The 16,518-nt window shown below is 47.1% G+C and carries 13 protein-coding genes, 1 pseudogene and 1 riboswitch; of the genes and pseudogenes, 5 read left to right on the forward strand and 9 right to left on the reverse strand.

Going from position 1 to position 16,518, the window contains the following annotated elements:
• Positions 1-48: 48 nt before the first annotated feature.
• The 7 genes from parE to thiD form a co-directional block, all read right to left on the reverse strand.
• Entirely contained in the window at positions 49-1,938 is a 1,890-nt protein-coding gene (gene parE, locus A596_RS16175) for a DNA topoisomerase IV subunit B (protein WP_039916593.1), read from the reverse strand.
• Positions 1,931-2,527, reverse strand: coding sequence for a YqiA/YcfP family alpha/beta fold hydrolase (locus tag A596_RS16180; protein WP_039916596.1), 597 nt, complete (start codon positions 2,525-2,527; stop codon positions 1,931-1,933). The genes parE and A596_RS16180 overlap by 8 nt, the downstream gene beginning before the upstream one ends.
• Positions 2,528-2,536: 9 nt before the next feature.
• The gene (gene cpdA, locus A596_RS16185; RefSeq protein WP_326979718.1) at positions 2,537-3,358 is read right to left on the reverse strand and encodes a 3',5'-cyclic-AMP phosphodiesterase; all 822 of its coding nucleotides are present in this window, start codon (positions 3,356-3,358) and stop codon (positions 2,537-2,539) included.
• A 240-nt stretch (positions 3,359-3,598) separates the two neighbouring features.
• A complete protein-coding gene (locus tag A596_RS16190) occupies positions 3,599-4,087 on the reverse strand; it encodes a DUF1249 domain-containing protein (protein ID WP_052417592.1) in 489 nt (162 codons plus the stop codon).
• 106 nt (positions 4,088-4,193) lie between these two features.
• Positions 4,194-4,808: an NUDIX domain-containing protein gene (locus A596_RS16195; protein WP_039916599.1), complete on the reverse strand. Its 615-nt coding sequence runs from the start codon at positions 4,806-4,808 to the stop codon at positions 4,194-4,196.
• A 173-nt stretch (positions 4,809-4,981) separates the two neighbouring features.
• The gene (gene thiC / locus A596_RS16200; protein WP_039916716.1) at positions 4,982-6,892 is read right to left on the reverse strand and encodes a phosphomethylpyrimidine synthase ThiC; all 1,911 of its coding nucleotides are present in this window, start codon (positions 6,890-6,892) and stop codon (positions 4,982-4,984) included.
• 71 nt (positions 6,893-6,963) lie between these two features.
• Positions 6,964-7,776, reverse strand: a complete 813-nt coding sequence (thiD, locus tag A596_RS16205) for a bifunctional hydroxymethylpyrimidine kinase/phosphomethylpyrimidine kinase (RefSeq protein ID WP_052417593.1) — start codon at positions 7,774-7,776, stop codon at positions 6,964-6,966.
• Positions 7,777-7,837: 61 nt separating this feature from the next.
• Positions 7,838-7,935: riboswitch (TPP riboswitch) on the reverse strand.
• Between the two features lie 446 nt (positions 7,936-8,381).
• On the opposite strand from thiD, the gene A596_RS16210 reads away from it, so the two are divergent.
• Both A596_RS16210 and A596_RS22235 read left to right on the forward strand, forming a co-directional pair.
• Positions 8,382-9,746 carry a TolC family outer membrane protein gene (locus A596_RS16210; RefSeq protein WP_039916601.1) on the forward strand — a complete coding sequence of 455 codons (1,365 nt, stop codon included), beginning with the start codon at positions 8,382-8,384 and terminating at the stop codon, positions 9,744-9,746.
• A 470-nt stretch (positions 9,747-10,216) separates the two neighbouring features.
• Positions 10,217-11,182 (forward strand): pectate lyase, encoded by a 966-nt coding sequence (locus A596_RS22235; RefSeq protein ID WP_052417594.1) that lies wholly within the window; start codon positions 10,217-10,219, stop codon positions 11,180-11,182.
• A 69-nt stretch (positions 11,183-11,251) separates the two neighbouring features.
• On the opposite strand, the gene waaA is transcribed toward A596_RS22235, so the two are convergent.
• Complete coding sequence (gene waaA, locus A596_RS16220) at positions 11,252-12,526, reverse strand: lipid IV(A) 3-deoxy-D-manno-octulosonic acid transferase (protein ID WP_039916603.1); 1,275 nt, start codon at positions 12,524-12,526, stop codon at positions 11,252-11,254.
• A gap of 221 nt (positions 12,527-12,747) precedes the next feature.
• Positions 12,748-13,479, reverse strand: coding sequence for a tetratricopeptide repeat protein (locus A596_RS16225; protein ID WP_039916724.1), 732 nt, complete (start codon positions 13,477-13,479; stop codon positions 12,748-12,750).
• A 213-nt stretch (positions 13,480-13,692) separates the two neighbouring features.
• Here A596_RS16225 and A596_RS16230 point away from each other — a divergent pair, with 213 nt between their 5' ends.
• From A596_RS16230 to A596_RS16240, 3 genes and pseudogenes are all read left to right on the forward strand, one after another.
• The gene (locus A596_RS16230) at positions 13,693-15,471 is read left to right on the forward strand and encodes a protein-disulfide reductase DsbD family protein (RefSeq protein ID WP_052417595.1); all 1,779 of its coding nucleotides are present in this window, start codon (positions 13,693-13,695) and stop codon (positions 15,469-15,471) included.
• A 343-nt stretch (positions 15,472-15,814) separates the two neighbouring features.
• A complete protein-coding gene (gene aroQ / locus A596_RS16235; RefSeq protein WP_039916606.1) occupies positions 15,815-16,252 on the forward strand; it encodes a type II 3-dehydroquinate dehydratase in 438 nt (145 codons plus the stop codon).
• A gap of 65 nt (positions 16,253-16,317) precedes the next feature.
• A pseudogene (locus tag A596_RS16240) lies at positions 16,318-16,518 on the forward strand (acetyl-CoA carboxylase biotin carboxyl carrier protein); the annotation flags it as partial.

The raw sequence follows: 16,518 nt of genomic DNA on the forward strand, positions 1-16,518 counted from the left end.
TTTATAAACTTCTCCTATAAATTTATAAACTTTTGATTAAATTCACAACTACACAGCAATCTCAGCGAGATTACCTTTTTCTTCCAACCAATTTTTGCGGTCACTGGCCCTTTTCTTTGCCAGCATCATATCCATTACTTGCATGGTTTCATCGCCTTCATCGATGGTTAATTGCACCAAACGGCGCGTGTCGCGCGCCATGGTGGTTTCGCGCAATTGCAACGGATTCATTTCACCCAACCCTTTAAAGCGTTGCACATTGGGTTTGCCTTTTTTGTTTTCCGCGGCGATGCGATTCAACACACCATTTTTTTCGCCTTCATCAAGCGCGTAATAAACTTCCTTGCCTATATCGATACGGTACAAAGGTGGCATTGCGACAAACACGTGGCCATTGCGTACCAATACTGGAAAATGTTTTACAAAGAGCGCACACAGCAATGTAGCGATATGCAAACCATCCGAGTCAGCGTCAGCGAGGATACAAATTTTGTGGTAACGCAGTTCACTCAAATCTTCACTACCCGGGTCCATACCAATAGCAACAGAAATATCGTGCACTTCCTGGCTCGCCAGGATTTCTGCAGAGTCTACTTCCCAGGTATTCAGGATTTTTCCGCGCAACGGCATAATTGCCTGGAATTCCCGATCGCGCGCTTGTTTCGCCGAACCGCCTGCCGAATCCCCTTCCACCAAAAACAATTCGCTACGCGCAGGATCACCGCTCGAACAATCTGCCAATTTTCCTGGCAATGCCGGCCCCTGGGTTACGCGCTTACGTTCAATTTTTTTGCTGGCGCGCACGCGCTTTTGCGCATTGCTGATACAAAATTCAGCGAGTTTATCGCCATCTTCAGTGTGTTGGTTTAACCAAAGTGCAAACGCATCCTTGGTGATACCGGAAACAAATGCGGCTGCTTCGCGCGAGGTTAATCGCTCCTTGGTCTGACCGGAAAATTGCGGGTCAGCATGTTTGTAAGAAAGCACATAACAACAGGCATTCCATAAATCTTCCGGCGCGAGTTTGATACCGCGCGGAATTAAATTGCGGAATTCGCAGTAATCACGCAGGGCATCCAGCAAACCGGTACGCAAACCATTTACATGGGTTCCACCTTGTGCAGTGGGAATCAGGTTGACGTAGCTTTCCTGGATTAATTCGCCGCCTTCGGGTAACCATTGTACCGCCCAGCTCACCGCCTCAGTCTGGCCACTGAAATCGCCAACAAAAGGCTGTTCGGGCAAGGTGAGCCATTCTTTAGTGGCGCCGGCCAGATAATCCTTTAAACCATCTTCGTAATACCAAACATCTTTTTCGCCGGTTTGCTCATCCAGGAATGAAACGGTTAAACCGGGGCACAATACCGCTTTCGCACGCAACACATGGCGCAAACGCGTGACAGAAAATTTATTCGAATCAAAATATTTTGGATTCGGTAAAAAATGGACGCTGGTACCCGTCTGGCGTTTGGGACAAGTGTCAATAATTTCCAGGTCACTCGCCTTATCGCCATTGGAAAAACCCATGCGATAAACATTGCCATCACGTTTAACCGTGACGATTAATTTTTCAGACAGGGCGTTAACAACCGACACACCCACACCGTGCAAACCACCGGAGAATTGATAATTTTTGTTGGAAAATTTTCCGCCCGCATGGAGCGTACATAAAATTACTTCGACGCCGGGCTTGCCTTGTTCGGGGTGAATATCCACCGGCATCCCGCGGCCATCGTCAATGACAGTGATGGAATGATCTTTGTGCAGAATCACTTCGATGGATTTCGCATGCCCTGCCAGCGCCTCGTCGACGGAGTTATCGATAATTTCCTGCGCGAGGTGATTAGGGCGTGTAGTTTCGGTATACATACCCGGGCGTTTTTTTACCGGGTCTAATCCCGTGAGTACTTCAATATCTTCTGCGGAATAATTAGCCATTTTTTAATTGGTGTTCTGTGTGGTGAAAGAATTTGATGTAATCGTGGAAGTAACGTTCAAAACCTTGAAAGGCGTGATCGCCACCTTCTTCAATTGTTTGTTTGCAACCGGTGTATTTTTGTACTGCCTGGCGATAATCCAGGGTTTCGTCACCGGTTTGGACCAGCAGCCAGTAATTGGCATGGCGGGTCACGGGCGTATCAGCCGCGATAATTTCGTCAATGTGCTGCGCGTGTAAACGGTAGCTATCATCCGTGTGATAACTTTTCAGGTCAACCTCTAAATACGCCGGCATAAAATTCTGCGGTTGCACTGCCGGGTTAATCAGGATTGCGCGCAGATTGTATTTTTCCGCCAGCCATGTCGCCCAGAATCCCCCCAGTGAACTGCCCATCAAATACACCGGTTGAGGCAATAAAGATTCTACTAACGATTCGAGGATAGCCTGGGTTTCAGCAGGATATGGCGGTAATTGCGGGCAATAAAAATCGATTTCAGGATAATTCCCCGCCAACCAGAATCGGGTTTGCCGGGCTTTAAATGATTGGGGGGAACTGAGAAATCCGTGGATGTATAACAACGCGGCCATGAATATGAATTAATAACCGGCGGATTTGTAATCAATGACGTATTGCTTACCGGTAACGCGAGCAATACCGGTAGAAAAACTGCCATCATTATTTAATTCAAACCAACGATAACCAGGCATTAATGTATCCACCGTAAAATCTTCACATTTAGGCTTGAATTGCACACAGGTTGATGGCGTAGCCAGCAATTCAACGCCGTTACGCTTCAATTGGAATTCCTGATGCACATGTCCCCAGCTAATAATTTTTACATTCGAATGGGCATCAGTGAGTTGGAACAGCGCATCAGCATTGCGCACAACGTATTGGTCAATCCAGGCGCTACCGACAGGCACTAACTGGTGATGCAGGGAAACGACAATATGTTTATCAGGATGGGATTCAAGGATGTGCTCGAGAAAATCCAGTTCACTCGCCGCCAATTGGCCATAGACCTGACCGGGTACACTGGAGTCCAACAATACCACCAACCAATTTCCCAATTCTACGAGACGCCCTTGCACACCGAGAAAGTCCTGGCTGGATTCCATAATATCGGCAGCATCATGATTGCCCGCCAACCAGCTTAATGGTTGGGCAAAGTAGCGGCGCACAATTTGTTCGTAGCGGACATAACAATCAATATGGCCAGCACTGGCCACATCGCCTGTACATAGCAAATGATCAAAAGAAGGCTCGGCCTGTTGGATCAGCTGTAACACATCCTCAAGGCTCTGGTCGGTATCTAGTCCCAACAAGGTCTCACTTTTCCGTGGACCCAGATGGCAGTCGGTGATCTGAATCAGACGCACTGGTAATTCTCGTTCCCGGTATAGTTGAATCTGGTTGATATTTTTTTGTTATTGATTGCGGGTATCCATCCCGTCTTTTCGTGGCCTGAGGTGTCAGAATGGATAAATATCAATCGCAACGATATACGCTAAACACAGTTTACGCCACCCTGCGACCTCGCAAAAACGGGCATTCGTGGTTAAAACATGTAAATTTTGTGAAAAGGGTATAAATGCAAATGTGAATAATCTGCCCGGGATTTATGAAAGGAAATATTTACGCACAAGAATTAAGCAGTTCTAAAACGGGAAACGGGCATCCGGTGCAAATCCATGCTCAATACAGACATTGAGCCATTCACCTAAAAAACGATTGAGTTGATACTTCTCATCGCTTTGGTACATGGCCTGGTTAGGGTACTCATAACGGGGGCGCAAACGTTTGTGCCCTTGCCATGCGAGGACCTCTGCCAGTTTTGCGTCGTGATACATGCGCAAGGTTAACTTTGGCATAGCAAGCCATTCGGAACTGATACCGACTGATGTACGACTCAATTCCAATGTAGTGGTATAGGGTGATCTTTCCAACACCCGTAACAGGTGCAACCACTGCTGATCGCCACGAGCCACCATAAAACGAAATTCGTTTTGGGTTTTATCGGCGGCCAGTTTCATCAACCGCGCATAGTTAGCCTCACACTCCGCCATCTGCAAAGGCAGGTCCACCTTATAACGCTCTTTATAGGTCACGTAGTCAGGTTGAGGTTTATTAACGCGCAGTGTGAACATAGATACCCGTTGGGATTGGTTAAGCCGGAAAAAGATGCTGTGTTTGTTATCGCTTACGCAGAGTGTTAGCCAGACTCACAACCAAGTCAATGGGTGAAAAAATTTATTACGTTGTTGCGCGCAAGCGGCTACGATTTAACTGTAACCATTGCAAACAAATCAATGCAGCGGCGTTATTAAATGCACCGCTATATAATCCGGCAAACACTTCATGTGCTGCGAACACGTGCACGCGAATATCTTCACCTTCTTCCGGCAAACCATAAACGCCACCTGCCTGGCTCAAATCACAGAGCCCGCAATACAAATGTAATTTCTCATCACAACCACCGGGGCTGGATAAATAATTGCAAATATATTCCAACGCATAAGGTTCTACATTGGCTTCTTCCCTGAGTTCACGACGTGCAACATCTTCCGGCAATTCGCCCTCTTCCAACATACCGGCAACAACTTCATAACACCAGGGACCATTAGGTTCAGCAAGCGCACCTACACGAAATTGCTCCACAATACCAATCAAATCCCGATGTGGATCATAAAGCACAACGGCTACTGCTTCACCGCGCACAAATAATTCACGCCCAATCTCTCCACTCCACTCACCGTTAAATAATTTGTGGCGAAGAAATAATTTTTCAACACGAAAAAAACGTTTATACATTTCTTCGCGGCGAATAATTTCTACATCGGTATTGGTGAATTGGGGTTTCTCGATCATGGTAAGTCCTGTTGAATACCCCCGCCCCTTTCGTCAAAGGGGCGGGGAGTTTAGATAGGCGAATTTAGATATGACTTTGCAACGTAAAAATTACATTATTAAACGATGCCAATAATACCGAAGGGAGATATTCCCCTTTGGAAACAGGTGCGCAACCAAAGGGGAAAAAATGATTATACTTTGTGATATAACTCCGCGCCCTGTTCGATAAATTCTTTGGATTTTTGTTGCATTTCTGCTTCCACATCAATCATACGCACCAATTGATCTTCATTAATACCTTCAACATTTACACCTTGTTTGGCCGCATAGTCGCGGACTTCCTGGGTAATTTTCATAGAGCAGAATTTCGGGCCACACATGGAGCAGAAGTGGGCAACCTTTGCCGATTCCTTTGGCAAGGTTTCATCGTGATAAGCACGTGCGGTATCCGGGTCCAGGCCCAGATTGAATTGATCTTCCCAACGGAACTCAAAACGTGCTTTAGACAACGCGTTATCGCGCAATTGCGCACCGGGGTGTCCTTTCGCCAAATCAGCGGCGTGCGCTGCAATTTTGTAAGTGATGATACCTTCTTTAACATCATCTTTATTTGGTAAACCCAGGTGTTCTTTTGGCGTTACATAACAAAGCATCGCGCAACCATACCAGCCAATCATGGCCGCACCGATACCGGAGGTAATGTGATCGTAACCCGGAGCAATATCTGTCGTTAATGGACCAAGCGTATAGAAAGGTGCTTCGTCACATACTTCCAATTGCTTTTCCATGTTCTCTTTGATCATATGCATTGGCACATGGCCCGGGCCTTCAATCATGGTTTGCACATCGTGCTTCCATGCAATTTTGGTTAGTTCGCCCAGGGCTTCCAATTCACCGAATTGCGCTTCGTCGTTTGCATCGGCGATTGAACCGGGGCGCAAGCCATCACCCAATGAAAAACTTACGTCGTAAGCCTTCATGATTTCGCAAATTTCTTCGAAGTGTGTGTACAAGAAATTTTCCTTGTGATGGGCAAGGCACCACTTTGCCATGATCGAACCGCCGCGCGACACAATACCTGTCACACGCTTCGCCGTAAGCGGAACATAACGCAGCAATACACCCGCGTGGATAGTGAAATAATCCACGCCCTGCTCTGCCTGTTCAATTAATGTATCGCGGAAAATTTCCCAGGTTAAATCTTCTGCGACACCATTTACTTTTTCCAGTGCCTGGTAAATTGGCACGGTGCCAATAGGTACATGGGAGTTACGGATAATCCATTCACGAGTTTCGTGGATATTTTTACCGGTGGACAAATCCATTACGGTATCGGCGCCCCAGCGCGCGCCCCATGTCAGTTTTTCAACCTCTTCCTCGATAGAAGATCCCAATGCAGAGTTACCGATATTGCCGTTAATTTTCACCAGGAAATTGCGACCAATAATCATCGGCTCAACTTCGGGGTGATTAATATTTGCAGGAATAATTGCCCGGCCACGCGCTACTTCACTGCGCACAAATTCCGGCGTAATTTCATCGGGAATACTTGCACCAAAACTCATGCCTTTGTGTTGCTGATTGAGAATGCCCAGCTCGCGTGCTTGCGCCAACGCCATATTTTCACGGATGGCGATGTATTCCATTTCCGGTGTAATAATGCCTTTTTTGGCGTAATGCATTTGCGATACATTTTGGCCCGCTTTTGCGCGGCGCGGCTGCCGGGTTAAATTAAAACGCAAGTGATCCAAACCTTTGTCACTCAAACGCTGCTTGGTAAATTCTGAATGGCTGTCTTCAAGAATTTCGGTGTCGTTACGCTCTTCGATCCAGCGCGTGCGCACTTCCGGCAAACCGGTGCGCAAATCGATTTTCACTTTTGGATCGGTGTAAGGGCCAGAAGTATCATAAACACGCACCGGTGGATTCTTCTCACCGCCAAATGCAGTCGGGGTATCATCCAGGGTAATTTCACGCATAGGCACTTGAATATCTGCACGCGAGCCTTGCACGTAAATTTTTTGCGAACCGGTAAAAGGTTGAATGGAGGCTTTATCCACCTCGGCGGTTTGGCTCAGAATTTTATCGACGCTGGTGTTCATAATGTCCTCGGCTTTTTGGTTTAATTCGCTGATTGAATGAATAGCAATTTTCAGACGCAATAGATGCGCCCCTAGGGATGGAATTTATAAAAATGATGGACCGGGCCGGAACCCTGCCCTATCTGTAATTTTTCTGAGTGCGATAATGCGTTATGCAAATACTCTTTAGCTTGCTGCACGGCTTCCTTAAGTGGCAATTGTTTCGCTAAACCGGCCGCAATGGCAGAGGCCAGGGTACAACCTGTGCCGTGTGTATTTTTTGTGTGCAGGCGCGGTGCAGAAAAAACTTCCGCACTATCCAAGGTAATAAGCAGATCACTGGCTTGCTCGCCATCGGTATGGCCACCTTTCATCAACACTGCTTTTGCACCGAGCGCCAATAATTTTTCACCTTGCACTTGCATGCCGGATAAATCAGTCGCCACAGATTCATTTAATAATGCAGCCGCTTCATGCAAATTGGGTGTGATTAACGTCGCCACCGGGATTAGTTGCCTGATTAACGTTTCGATAGCATCTTCTGCCAGCAAACGGTCACCGCTGGTGGCAACCATTACCGGATCGAGTACAAAAGGTATGCCCGGATAGGCCTGCAATGATTCAGCAACTGCCGCGATAATATCGGCCGTAGCCAGCATGCCGGTTTTAATTGCACCAACATTTATATCGCTCAACACAGAATGAATTTGCTGCTGCACAAACGCAGGCGGGATGGGGTATACACCTTGCACACCCAACGTATTTTGCGCGGTCAGTGAAGAGATAACGCTGCAACCAAATACGCCTAACGCCGAAAAGGCTTTCAAGTCAGCCTGGATACCTGCGCCGCCGCCGCTATCGCTACCGGCAATGGTCAAGGCAATGGGTGTTATCGGTGTGCTCATGGAATTTCCGCAATAAAAAAGACACGGAAACAGAGAAAAACGCCAGACAGGCCAGATGGGTTGTATGGAGAATCTCGTTCCCTACGCCGGTACTAACCGGATCAGGTCGACGGGTATATCTCAGCCAATACACATGCATCAGCACCCCGACAAGAAAGTGGGCAGTCTATTGGAGTTGCCAGGGAGAGTAAAGCTAATGGCCTGATCCAGCCCGGATGATTCATCAGTTACAACCCCTGACATTTTTTTGCATCCTGAATCTATATGATGCCCGTCCGGGTCTAACGACAGGTAGCCGCTCCTGGTTTAATCGTGACGGTTGATGGCAAAAGCCGCCGCGCCCGGATATGAATGTGGGTATAGAAAGGTAAAGTAACGTTGAGGCTTACATTTGTAACTTCACCGCAACGGCGCCAAACCTTACTCTTTACCCAAAATGAACTTACGTTCACCGCTCGACCCGAAACCGTCAAGCAGCTACACTCCACGCTCACCTGAAACCATGAATTAACAAGCTGCGCCCCATATCGTTCCAGGGGGTGACAGTTAGCCGGAATATCCGGTAGCGAACTGGAATTCTTAACACTGGACTTTTGGATACCCCTATGAAAAAGACCAAGCTTTACCTGCTCGTCAGCCTGTTTTCCCTAACTCCTTTTACCGCGCACGCCAATAGTCTGTTCGATGTTTACGAACTGGCCCTGCAAAATGATGCTCAATTAAAAGCCGATAAAGCCAAATACGAAGCTGGCTTGCAGAATAAAACGATTAGTCGTGCCGGCTTGTTGCCGCAAATTAATGCCGCTTACGAAGCTAGAAAAGAAGATAGTGAGACCACCAATAATCGCACCAACGTTACAACAAAGGATGACTACGACTCTAAAGGCTGGAGAATTTCGCTTAACCAGCCGCTGTTTAACATGGCCTCCTGGTTTACTTATAAACAGGGTGTGAAATTGAGCGAGCAAGCAGAAGCGCAGTTTGGAGCGGATCAGCAGAGCCTGATTGTTCGCGTAGCGGAAGCTTACTTCAATGTATTACGTTCCATCGAAACGCTGGAAGCCACCATTGCAGAAGAAAAAGCATTGTCCAAGCAGCTTGAACAAACCAAACAACGCTTTGAAGTAGGTTTGACTGCGATTACCGAAGTTCACGAAGCACAAGCTGCTTTTGATAGTGCCCGTGCAGCCACATTGGAAGCGCGCGGCAATCTGGGCATTAGTTACGAAGCATTGGAAGTACTGACCGGCAAACCGGAAGATAAAGTTGCACCATTGTCAGCCAAGTTTCCGGTAATAAACCCGGAACCTGCCAACCGTGCCAATTGGGTTGAGTTTGCATTAACCAATAACTACAACCTCAAGGCATCGAAGCTTCAGGCAGATGCCTCTTTGCAAAATGCCAGAGCTAATAGATCCAATCATTTACCAACCGTGGGTGCATCATTGGGATATTCCGACAATGATACCGATGGCACCAGAAGCAGTGGCCTTGTTGATAGTACAACCGATGGCAGCTCGGTAACCATTTCAGTTGATGTACCCATTTTCAGTGGTGGAGCAACTACTGGCCGTAGCCGTCAGGCGTACGCGCAATACACACAAGCACAAGAGTTGTATAACAGCACTCAACGCAATGTAATTCAAAATACCCGTGCACTGCACTTATCTGTTGAAACTGATGTAGCATCCGTACAAGCACGTAAACAGGCGATTGTTTCCAACCAATCTGCGTTGGAAGCTACCCAATCGGGTTATGAAGTAGGAACGCGTAACCTGGTAGAAGTATTGCTTTCACAACGCAACCTTTATCAAGCGCGCCGCGATTATTCCAATGCATTGTTTGATTATGTAATTGACACCATCAAACTGCGCGAAGTAGCCGGCATGTTAACGCCAGCTGATGTACAGGAAATTGATAAATGGTTATTGGATGACTCACTGGTGAGCCGCCAGCAATACGAAAACTAATATCAATAATTGAATTAGTGAAAAAAAATGCCGGGCCAGTTCCCGGCATTTTTATTGATAAGGATTTATTTCAACATGCCAATACGTTTGCTTTCGAATCAACAATCCAAATACGAGCAATACAACCCTCACAGTGCAAGCTCATCTGGCGGCAAAAAAATATGTAGATGTTATCGGAAATTTTTTATTTACCAATAAAAAAATAGGGCCACATTCAAAAAAGATGACATATCAATCATCAACACAACATCTACCAATTCACAAAAATATAATTTTTCATCCAACCAAAATGTTAATAGAACCAGAAAATACGTATAGTCATTTTGCTTTTCGCAGTACCCAAGAGCACTAATAACTATAAAAAAGTCTGTAACTGTTTCTCTGGAAAGCTGTAGTTCCCCTGAAAATCCAGACTTATCGTTTCGGTCAATCCGTCCATTTATTTCCCATAACTTGACGAGATTGTAATTATGTTAAAAAAAATCGTTATCACCACTGCACTTCTAGGTTGCGCTGCCAGCGCATTTTCTGCATCCAATCGCCCTGAGGGTTATGTCACTATCTGTAAAATTGGAGAAACCTGTTCAGTAAGCGGTGCAACCAACGTCGCGTTTGGCGCTGCCGATAAATTTGTTTATAAAATTTTAAGCGGCAGTTTTTCTTGCTCTGTTGCAACCTTCGGTTCAGATCCAAACCCGTCCAAATCCGTAAAAGAATGTTCCATTCCCAAATCAGGTTCCGGTGGAACTACCTCTTCAACACCAGCATCATCGGCTAGCACCAGCAGTAGCGGTAATAATGGTGGTGGTGGCTCCGGCAGCATCACGGGTGCAACCTGTGGATCCGGCGGTAGCACTGTGAATGTAAGCTCCACGATTGTTGTTTCGAGCGGTATTTATGATGGCGGCTGTAAAGTATTTAATGCTACCAGTGCATTAGGTAATGGAAGCCAAAGCGAAGGACAAAAACCGGTATTCCGTGTAGAAAACGGAGCGACATTGAAAAATGTTGTGCTGGGTAATAATGCGGCCGACGGAATTCATTTTTACAACGGCGGCACCATCGATAATATTCGCTGGACTAACGTGGGCGAGGATGCGATGACCATCAAATCTTCCGGTACGGTAAATGTGAAAAATATTTCCGGTTACGATGGTTCGGATAAATTTATCCAAGTGAATGCAGCATCTACGCTCAATGTTTCCAATTGTGTTGTCGATAGCATGGGGAAGTTCCTTCGTCAAAATGGTGGCACCACATTTAAAATCACTGTTAATGTGGATCGCTGCCAGATATCCAATATGGGGGAAGGTATTTTCCGCACCGACAGTTCAGCCAGTACCGCAAAAATTACCAATAGCCGCTTGCGTAATGCGGGCTCTATTTGTATCGGTAAATGGGCAAGCTGCACCAGTTCAGGTATTACCAATTATTAATGGGAGCGAATCCTGATTAATAGACCAACCATAAAAAACGCCGGGCTTTTTTACAAGTCCGGCGTTTTTTTACAATACTGTTTTTATGAACTCCAATGTTTTGTCCAGGGCTCCACGATTTTCAACTGCCACACGTAAAGCATTTTCTCCTTTTTGCTGTCGCAACTCCGGATCATTTAACAAGCGCGTTAACATTGCCGTCAACTCATCGGCATTGCGCGCAATATCGAGCGCATCAGCAGCTTTTAATAAAGAAGATACTTCAGAAAAATTAAACAAATGTTCGCCACTTAACAAAGGCAATCCCCAGGCAGCAGGCTCGATAAAATTATGCCCGCCATTCGGCACCATGCTGCCACCAACAAACGCAATATCACTCGCACCAAACAGCAACATCAGTTCACCCATAGTGTCACCGAGCAAAATATCCATATCCGCAGAAATTTCATTGCGACTACGCCGCCGGGTTTTAAATCCGCGCGCCTCGCACAGCTGCCCTACTTTTTCAAATCGCTCAGGATGGCGAGGAACCAATATCAACATCAATTGCCGCGCTGTTTCACCAAGCGTTGCACGCGCTCCGGCAAACGCATCGAGAATAATTTCATCTTCTCCCTGGTGTGTGCTCGCGGCAATCCAGACAAGCCGATTAGCGTTATCCGACAATTGCCTTTTCAGATCCGCAGCGCGCGCGCGCAATTCATCGGTAAGGGACAAATCAAATTTAATATTACCAGTCACAAGAGCTTTGGATTCCGACAGCCCCAATTGGACAAAACGTGCAGCATCGGTTGCATTTTGGATTAATGCCAATTGCAAATTATTTAACATGGGCGACGTCAATGCAGAGAGCCGTGCATAGCCTCGCGCCGACTTTTCTGACAAACGCCCGTTCACCAATATCGCGGGAACGCCGCGTTTCGTACAAGCAGCTAATGTATTGGGCCAAAGCTCGGTTTCCATTACCAAATACACTGCCGGATTTATTCGCTTGAAAAAACGGGCCAACGCGTCAGGTACGTCGTAAGGAGCGTAGATATGAAATACTGAATTTCCCAGAGTTGCCTGTACCCGCTCTGAACCTGTTGGTGTAGTAGTCGTAATCACCAGGTGCAAATTGTCATCAGCCATTAAACGGCGAATCATTGGTAACGCAGCAAGGAACTCCCCAACGGAAACGGTATGCAACCACACCACTTTTTTTGCAGTAACTAATCGGGGGAAAAAACCAAATCGCTCTGCCCAACGCCTGGCATAAGCTGGCGCAGCAAAGGAGCGCCATAACAGGCGCAGCAAAATAAAAGGTAATAAACAGTAGAAAACTATTGTGTAAAGAAAGCGCATATCACGACTCAATAAACAACAAGACCGGCAGAATAACAAAAACCTCTAACGCTCCAAAGCTTTTATCCATTCAGCAAGGCAGGCATTATTAAACTGCTAGCGCACCGGCTTGGGCCTGCTTTAATCAGGAACTTGAACAAATATCCCATCAACCCCGCTGCACCACACGCATTACCCATAAATTAAAACGGCGCATTCCTGCGCCGCTTTCTTGTAAAACATTATTGCGCTATGGGTACCAATTGCACCCGTGCAGGGCTACCCAATTTTATATCGCCACGTACGCGATGACCTGGAACAGCTTCGCGCATTTTCTGGTAGATCCAGCGACCTTCTACATCGGTGCGCGCAATAATAATCGCGAGCGAATTAGTATCTTTTAATTTGCGTGCGATCTCGCCCAGTTTCGCGATTATTTGTGGATCATCCTTGCCCACTAGATCCGCATTCAATAAGAATTCATTGGCACCACCGCGATAAGGTTCTACCGGCGGCGCGGATTTAATTTGCTCAGCCAGTGCCGCAGACACTTCTTTGATCAGCAGATTTTCCGGGTCCACAATACGGGCATTGTTGAGCATGGTAGTCGCCTGGGAATAACTTCCCCGCGCAGCTGCCTGGCGGGCCAAATCCACATAGCGCATTACAATTCCCTGCAAACCGCCTTTTGCGCGCGCATTATTTGGATCCAGCTTTAACGCCGCACGGAAATAATCAAATGCATTGTCATTTGCGGGAGTGAGCAACTGGTTTTGCGCGAGTGTGTATTCACCATTCAGGATCAACAACTTTGCCGCTTGTTGTTCTTTAGTCAGTGGTGCAGGAGCCTGTACTACCGGCGCCGGGGCTGGGGGCGGTGGAGGCTCTTTTTTCTTCCATAAATTGACCTGGCAAGCGGCCAATCCCAGACTGGCAATAATCAACACACTGCAACGGACAACAATACTCAACATAAAAACATCTCTTGGCAAAACAACATTTGTTGCGGAAATTCCCACAGTGGATGGCCGCTTTATAACAAATATGGGATCAGGAATAAAAATGTTACGGAATGGTGGCTTTTCGGGAATGAAAGTCATTGCCCAGTGTCCATAGGGTCGCGTATGTTACTGTAACTCAGCCGTTCCGGCATCCGGTACTCACCATTACAACAAAGAAACACGATTATGTTTTCACGCTTGATTTCATTCGCCCTGCAATCCGTGCTGTTAATGGCTTGTTTTTCAGCGGTTGCGGCAAACGATCCTTTTGCCCCCAAAAACCAGAGCCTTAACCAATCCCCCGTGTCACTGGAAAACAAGATTGCTGCGCAGGATGAGTTTTTGCCGGTCGCCCAGGCATTTATTCCGGAATACACCATCGCGCAAGGCAAGCTGGTTTTGCACTGGAAAATTGCCGATAGCTACTACCTCTACGAGGAACGCTTTAAATTCAAAGCCGATGAAGGAATTACCCTGATCCCAAGCTACACACCGGGGAAAATGAAGTATGACGAGCTATTCGAGCGCGAAACCATGGTGCATTACCATGAAGTTACCGCAAGCTTCGACCTCAGCACTATTAATAAACCATTTATCCTGAAGCTCGAATTCCAGGGATGTGCCGATGCCGGTTTGTGCTACCCCCCGCAAAAGAAAACCTTGTCGATAGATCCGGCCAACGCATTGGTTGTGGAGCAATCGGCAGCAGCAATACCGGTTGCATCAACACCGCCCACCACAGAAGCACCAGCTCCCGCACCGGCTGAATCCGGCTGGCTGTTACAGGCTATTTTATTGGCGATCCTGGGTGGCACCATCCTTAACCTTATGCCCTGCGTTTTTCCGGTGTTGTCTATCAAGGTAATGAGCCTGGCCGCGGCAGATCGCGCACGCCTTGCAATTCACGGTTGGGTTTACACGTTGGGTATCGTTGCCTGCTTTGTTGGCTTTGCTGTTGCTTTATTGATTGCGCGCAAAGGTGGTGAAGCCATTGGTTGGGGCTTCCAGCTGCAATCACCGGGATTAATTGCTGCACTTGCTTATTTATTCTTTGTGATGGGATTGAGCATGTCCGGCCTGGTTAACGTTGGTACCAGCCTGATGGGCGCCGGCCAGGGACTCACGCAAAAATCCGGCTTAAGCGGGTCCTTTTTTACCGGCGTACTCGCCGCTGTTGTCGCCAGCCCATGCACCGCCCCCTTTATGGGAACAGCACTGGGCTTTGCACTCACCCAGCCGGCGTATGTTTGTATCGCAGTGTTTGCAGCCCTTGGATTCGGTATGGCCTTACCGCTGTTATTACTGTGCTATTTGCCAGCACTTGCACAACGCCTGCCCAAACCGGGTGTATGGATGGATAACCTCAAACAATTTCTTGCCTTTCCCCTTTATCTCAGCGCTATTTGGTTACTGTGGGTTTATGGCCGCCAAACCAGTGTTAATGGCATGGCGACTCTGGCAGCAGGGGCGGTCCTTATCGCATTTGGCTTGTGGTTGTCAGGTCGTGACGCCAAGGGATTCTGGCAATGGATTCGCCGCTTGCTAATCGCCCTAAGCTGGATTGCGGCCATCAGCCTACCCTTTCAAACCCAACACCAAAAAACCGAAACCTCCAGTCGCTGGCAACCTTACAACGCTGAACTGGTTGCCGAGCTGCGCGCTCAAGGCCGTCCGGTATTTATCAATTTAACGGCAGATTGGTGCCTGACTTGCCTGGCGAATGAACGAATCGCATTGCATACAGAAGCTGTGGAGAAAACCTTTGATGAACTGGATGTAGCAACCTTCAAAGGTGATTGGACTAATACAGATCCAAAAATCACTGAACTTTTACAAGAATATGGCCGTAGTGGCGTTCCTTTATATCTGTGGTTTCCTGCCAACAGTGTGGGAAAAGCCCAAATATTGCCGCAACTTTTGACGAAAGATTTGTTGGTCACCACACTAACCGGTAAAAATAACTGACAATTCGACGATTTTGGGCGAATTTTTTAACAAATAAAGGCTTTTTAACGAAACTTCCCTAATCTTGTCGCTAACAGGGCGACAAGATGCGGGGATAATCGTGCAAAACTGTTATTTACAGTTGAATTTTTACTCCTGCGATAACTAACTTCTGCAATCTTGCAGCGATTTTCTGCCATCTGAATAAAATTTTGCAGCTATCGTGGACATAGCCTTTTTTTTGCGGCAAACTCCCCTCACTTTGAATTCCCCGGATGGGGCGCTTTAACCCAATTGCAACAAATCGCAACCAATTGGCTAAATTCGCCACATAAAACAGAAAATAACCGCAGGAAAACAGTCAATGGCAACCATTTTGGTACTTCACGGCCCCAACCTGAACTTGTTAGGGCTGCGCGAGCCAGGAATTTATGGTGCAACTACCCTTGACGACATAAACCGCACACTGGCGCAAACCGCGCAAAAAGCCGGTCACCACCTGCAAACCCTGCAAAGCAACGCCGAATACGAACTGATTGACCGTATTCATGATGCGCGCAAGGAAGGAGTGGATTTCATCATCATCAACCCGGCGGCCTTTACCCATACCAGTGTTGCCTTGCGCGATGCATTGCTCGGCGTCGACATCCCGTTTATTGAAGTTCATTTATCCAATGTGCATAAACGCGAAGCGTTTCGCCATCATTCGTATTTTTCTGATGTCGCCCAGGGCGTCATCTGCGGTTTTGGAGCCACCAGTTATGAATTGGCACTTCAAGCCGCATTCAAACTCGTAAAATAACACCTACCCTTTAACCATTTGGTCTTACCAAACCATTACAACTACTTGTTGCCAGAGAGGACACCATGGATATTCGCAAAATTAAAAAACTGATCGAACTGCTGGAGGAATCCAACATCGGTGAGTTGGAAATCAAAGAAGGCGAAGAATCTGTACGAATTGCCCGCAATAGCGGTACTACTCAATATTTCAGTGCACCGGCACCGGCGTATGCCGCCCCGGCAGCTGCACCCGTTGCCGCAGCCCCGACAGCCGCACCCGCTTCT

This window comes from Cellvibrio mixtus subsp. mixtus J3-8, assembly GCF_000766945.1.
GTDB lineage: Bacteria > Pseudomonadota > Gammaproteobacteria > Pseudomonadales > Cellvibrionaceae > Cellvibrio > Cellvibrio mixtus_A.

Excerpts from the sequence above, each read along its gene's own strand:
- parE (WP_039916593.1), bottom strand. The coding sequence starts at position 1,938 with ATGGCTAATTATTCCGCAGAAGATATTGAAGTACTCACGGGATTAGAC.
- A596_RS16180 (WP_039916596.1), bottom strand. The coding sequence starts at position 2,527 with ATGGCCGCGTTGTTATACATCCACGGATTTCTCAGTTCCCCCCAATCA.
- A596_RS16190 (WP_052417592.1), bottom strand. The coding sequence starts at position 4,087 with ATGTTCACACTGCGCGTTAATAAACCTCAACCTGACTACGTGACCTAT.
- A596_RS16195 (WP_039916599.1), bottom strand. The coding sequence starts at position 4,808 with ATGATCGAGAAACCCCAATTCACCAATACCGATGTAGAAATTATTCGC.
- thiC (WP_039916716.1), bottom strand. The coding sequence starts at position 6,892 with ATGAACACCAGCGTCGATAAAATTCTGAGCCAAACCGCCGAGGTGGAT.
- thiD (WP_052417593.1), bottom strand. The coding sequence starts at position 7,776 with ATGAGCACACCGATAACACCCATTGCCTTGACCATTGCCGGTAGCGAT.
- A596_RS16210 (WP_039916601.1), top strand. The coding sequence starts at position 8,382 with ATGAAAAAGACCAAGCTTTACCTGCTCGTCAGCCTGTTTTCCCTAACT.
- A596_RS22235 (WP_052417594.1), top strand. The coding sequence starts at position 10,217 with ATGTTAAAAAAAATCGTTATCACCACTGCACTTCTAGGTTGCGCTGCC.
- waaA (WP_039916603.1), bottom strand. The coding sequence starts at position 12,526 with ATGCGCTTTCTTTACACAATAGTTTTCTACTGTTTATTACCTTTTATT.
- A596_RS16225 (WP_039916724.1), bottom strand. The coding sequence starts at position 13,479 with ATGTTGAGTATTGTTGTCCGTTGCAGTGTGTTGATTATTGCCAGTCTG.
- A596_RS16230 (WP_052417595.1), top strand. The coding sequence starts at position 13,693 with ATGTTTTCACGCTTGATTTCATTCGCCCTGCAATCCGTGCTGTTAATG.
- aroQ (WP_039916606.1), top strand. The coding sequence starts at position 15,815 with ATGGCAACCATTTTGGTACTTCACGGCCCCAACCTGAACTTGTTAGGG.